A 4,689-nucleotide genomic window follows, 5' to 3' on the forward strand; every position below is an offset into this window, starting at 1 on the left:
GCCCTCCGAAGATTCGCCATTGTCCTCAGAAGCGGCCTCATCGGTATGTCCGGCAGCGCCTTCGTCCTGGCCGCCTTGCTCTGTCTCGGCCTCAGTGCTGACCTCGATGGTCTCGGCGACCGCCTCGACGACGTCTTCGCCGGCAACCACCGCTTCCTCGCTGCCTGCCGCCTCGCTGCTTGTCGCCTCGCTGCTTTCGCCGTTCTCGTCCGAACCAGCGGCGCTCGCCTCGCGCTTGTGCTCGCCGCGATCGCGGTTCTTGCCGCCGCGCCGGCGGCCGCGCCGGCCGCGATCGCGGGCCTGGTGCTCCTCGCCGTCACCGTCCTCATCGTCGTCGTCCTCGGCCTCCTGCGCTTCCGCGCGCAGCAGCGCCTGACGGTCGGCGACCGGGATCTGGTAGTAGTCGGGATGGATTTCGCTAAAGGCGAGGAACCCGTGACGGTTGCCGCCATATTCGACAAAAGCTGCCTGCAGGGACGGTTCGACGCGCGTTACGCGGGCGAGGTAGATGTTTCCTTTGAGCTGCTTCTTGTCCTGTGATTCAAAGTCGAATTCTTCAATACGATTACCGCGAATGACGACAACGCGTGTTTCCTCCTGGTGGGAGGCGTCTATCAGCATCTTGTTGGGCATTATTTCGTTTCCCCCCGGCAGCCGCCAGCCGCAGCCTGCGGGGCAAAGCCCGCTGCTTCGGTCCTGGGTAAACATGGGTGCCGGACAATTGAACGTCCGCCGGCCGCCGCTTGAGCGCCATGGCGGTGCCGCCCGCAGCCACAATGGCGCGGTTCGTTGCGGACCTTTCCATGATTGCGCTTGAAGCCATCGGCACCAGCAGAACCTTTTGAACCAAAGCCCGGACGAACCGGACCAGCTTGTTTGCTCATACAGAGCCGGCACGGGACAACCCGGCCGTTTTCCTCACGCAGGCGATTCCCCCGCCACGGGCGCACGCCTGCGAAATTCGTCGCGATCACCTGAAGCCTTTTCGCTGGAAGCGAAAGGAGCCGCCTTTCATCTGACCTGTAGCAGGAAGCTGCGGAGGAAGCGGTTCCAGGATTGCAGTGATCCACCATCGCTTTTATGATTTGGCGGCAGGGAAGGCAACCCCGATTTCCGATGCCGGCAAAAAGGAGTTCCCTTAGGGAAGCCCGGCCGTCGGTTCCTTGCGTGAAAAGGCTTGGTTAACCTTCTCTGGATACCAATCGTTAATCGAGTTCGCGGCCTAACCGGCACTTCGATGAAACGACCCGGCGCCTGGCGCCAAACCGGGAGCGACTGGAAAGAGATGGGACTGGCAGGCACCGCAAACAAGGGTCGTTGCGCCGCTTGGCCTATCCTGCATGCCGCCTGCGTGCTTGTGCTGATGGCGGCTTTCCTCGTGTTTTCGGGCGTTTCCCGCGCCGCCGACGCGCCGCTTGGCGCCACCGGCTTCAAGATGGCGGGTGATGCCACCAAGATGCGCATCGTCATGACTTTCGACCGCGAGCCAGACGTCAAATGGTTCCTGCTGCGCGGTCCCAATCGCCTCGTCGTCGACCTGCCGCGCACCAGATTCGCCATTGGCGCCAAGGACGTGAAGGCGCGGGGCCTTGTCCGGGCAGTCCGCTACGGCGATCAGGGCCAGGGATCGCGGCTGATCCTCACCGGCAAGGGGCCGTTTTCGGTCGACAAGCTCGACGTGCTCAAGAACGACGACGGTAGCGGCTATCGCATCGCCATCGACATGTCGGCGGCCTCGGCGCGCGAATTCGATGCCGCCCTCGCCAACCAGGCGTTGACCACCGGCTCGACAGTATCGACCGACAAGGGCGGCAGGGTCGGAACCGGACCGATCTCCAATCCCGGCCATCGCTTCACCGTCGTCATCGACCCCGGTCATGGCGGCGTCGACGGCGGTGCCGAGGGGCTCAACGGCACCATCGAGAAGAACGTCACGCTCGCCTTTGCCACCGAATTGCGCGACAAGCTCGTCGCGGTCGGCAAGTACGATGTGTTCATGACCCGCGAGAAGGACGAGTTCCTGCGGCTGGACGACCGCGTGCGCATCGCCCGCCAGCATGAAGCCGACCTCCTGATCTCGATCCATGCCGACACGATCAGCGTCAAGGGCATTCGCGGCGCGACCGTCTATACCGTTTCAGACAAGGCTTCCGATCCCGAGGCACAGGCGCTTGCCGATCGCGAAAACCTCTCGGATCAGTTCGCCGGCATGGAGATCAAGGACGAAAACAAGGAAGTGACCGACATCCTGATCGACCTGATCCGCCGCGAGACGCACGGCTTCTCGATGAGCTTCGCCCACACCCTGGTCGGGCAGCTTTCCAGCAGCGTCGGCCTTATCAACAACCCGCAGCGCTCCGCCGGGTTCAAGGTGCTGAAGGCGCCGGACGTGCCTTCGGTGCTGGTCGAACTGGGCTATCTGTCAAACGCCAAGGACGAAGCGCAACTGCTCAGCGCCGACTGGCGCGGCAAGGCTGCGCAGAGCATAACCAATGCCGTCGCGCTGTTCGCTTCAGCGAAGGCCGGAACGGGAACCGGGGGCTGACGTTGCTGCCGCCTGCAACCACAGGCGGCGTTGCATGGCGACAACACCCGGCGCTATAATTTCCGCGGAGGGAAGCCGAAAACCCCGTGCTGCCGTATTTTGTCCACATGGTGGCGACATGGGTTTCCCATTGCGGATTGGGACCGTCCCTGAAGCTTGCGCGACAGGCGGCTTCGTTTAGGAAATTCCCGAACCACGGACTGGAGCGGGCATGATTCGTCTCATCGGCTATTTCTTCGGCATCGGCACGACGCTGGCCCTTATCGTGGCCGCCGGCGTGGCGATCTACATCAGCCATCTGGCGAAGGACCTGCCCGACTACGAAGTGCTGGCCAAATACGAGCCGCCGGTCACGACGCGCATCCATGCTTCCGACGGCGCGCTGATGGCCGAATATGCGCGCGAGCGGCGCCTCTATCTGCCGATCCAGGCGGTTCCGGATCGAGTGAAGGCCGCCTTCCTGTCCGCCGAGGACAAGAACTTCTACAACCATCCCGGTATCGATGTGACCGGCCTCGGTCGCGCCATCATCGTCAACCTGCAGAACTTCGGCTCGGGCAGGCGCCAGGTCGGCGCCTCGACGATCACGCAGCAGGTGGCGAAGAACTTCCTGTTGACCTCGGACCAGACCTACGAGCGCAAGATCAAGGAGATGATCCTGGCCTTCCGCATCGAGCAGGCCTATTCGAAGGATCGCATCCTCGAGCTCTATCTCAACGAGATCTTCTTCGGCTTCGGCGCCTATGGCGTGGCGGGCGCGGCGCTGACCTATTTCGACAAGTCGGTCAACGAGCTCACCGTCGCGGAAGCGGCCTACCTTGCTTCGCTGCCGAAGGGCCCCAACAACTACCACCCGTTCAAGCATGCCGACCGCGCGCTGGAGCGGCGCAACTGGGTCATCGACCAGATGGTCGAGAACGGCTACGTGACGCGCGAGGAAGGCGACAAGGCCAAGGCCGAGCCACTGGGCGTGACGCCGCGCCGCAACGGCTCCTATCTGTTCGCGGGCGAGTATTTCACCGAGGAAGTGCGCCGCCAGATCATCGCGCGCTATGGCGAGAATGCGCTCTACGAGGGCGGTCTTTCGGTGCGCACGACGCTCGACCCGAAGATCCAGCTGATTGCCCGCAAGGCGATGCAGAACGGGTTGCTAAAATACGACACGCTGCGCGGTTATCGCGGACCGGTGACCCACATCGATGTCTCCGGCGACTGGGGCGTGCCGCTCGGCAACGTCAAGGGGCTGGAGGACGTGCCGGAATGGTCGCTCGCCGTCGTCCTCGACAGCTCCGACACCGGCCTCTCTATCGGTCTGCAGCCGGCGCGCCAGGTCTCGGGCGACATCGTCAAGGAGCGCGTCGAAGGCACCGTCAGCAAGGAGGACATGGGTTTTGCCATGCGCCACATCGTCGACGGCAAGAGCGTCAAGGCGAAATCGCCGGCGGATGTGCTGCAGCCCGGCGACGTCATTTTCGTGCAGAAGAACGAAGGCTCGGACAGCGCCTACAGTCTGCGTCAGGTTCCGCAAGTGGAAGGCGGCCTCGTCGCCATGGATCCGCACACCGGCCGCGTTCTGGCCATGGTCGGCGGCTTCTCCTATGCGCAATCGGAGTTCAACCGGGCGACCCAGGCGATGCGCCAGCCGGGCTCGTCGTTCAAGCCGATCGTCTATTCGGCCGCGCTCGACAATGGCTACACGCCGGCCTCGGTGATCATGGACGGCCCGATCACCATCCAGAGCGGCAACACCACCTGGACGCCGAAGAACTACGACGGCACGGCGGCCGGTCCGGCGACGCTGCGCTCCGGTATCGAGAAGTCGCGCAACCTGATGACGGTGCGGCTCGCCAACGACATGGGCATGAAGCTGGTGGTTGAATATGCCGAGCGCTTCGGCGTCTACGACCATCTGGCGCCCTACCTGCCGATGGCGCTCGGCTCAGGCGAGACGACCGTGATGCGCATGGTGTCGGCCTATTCGATCATGGCCAATGGCGGCAAGTCGATCAAACCCTCGCTCATCGACCGCATCCAGGACCGCTACGGCAAGACGGTGTTCAAGCAGGACGAGCGCGGTTGCGAAGGCTGCAACGCCGCCGAATGGAAGAACCAGTCCGAACCGGAACTGGTCGACAATTCCGAGC

General features: G+C 63.4%; 2 protein-coding genes and 1 pseudogene. 2 read left to right on the forward strand and 1 reads right to left on the reverse strand.

Going from position 1 to position 4,689, the window contains the following annotated elements:
• Nucleotides 1-633, reverse strand: a pseudogene (locus EN738_RS31200) (S1 RNA-binding domain-containing protein); the annotation flags it as partial.
• Nucleotides 634-1,285: 652 nt separating this feature from the next.
• On the opposite strand from EN738_RS31200, the gene EN738_RS31205 reads away from it, so the two are divergent.
• Complete coding sequence (locus EN738_RS31205; protein WP_127286961.1) at nucleotides 1,286-2,545, forward strand: N-acetylmuramoyl-L-alanine amidase; 1,260 nt, start codon at nucleotides 1,286-1,288, stop codon at nucleotides 2,543-2,545.
• Between the two features lie 211 nt (nucleotides 2,546-2,756).
• Nucleotides 2,757-4,689: penicillin-binding protein 1A (locus EN738_RS31210; RefSeq protein WP_145966985.1), on the forward strand; the 1,933-nt coding region annotated here is incomplete at its 3' end.

This window comes from Mesorhizobium sp. M4B.F.Ca.ET.017.02.2.1 (assembly GCF_003998955.1).
GTDB lineage: Bacteria > Pseudomonadota > Alphaproteobacteria > Rhizobiales > Rhizobiaceae > Mesorhizobium > Mesorhizobium abyssinicae.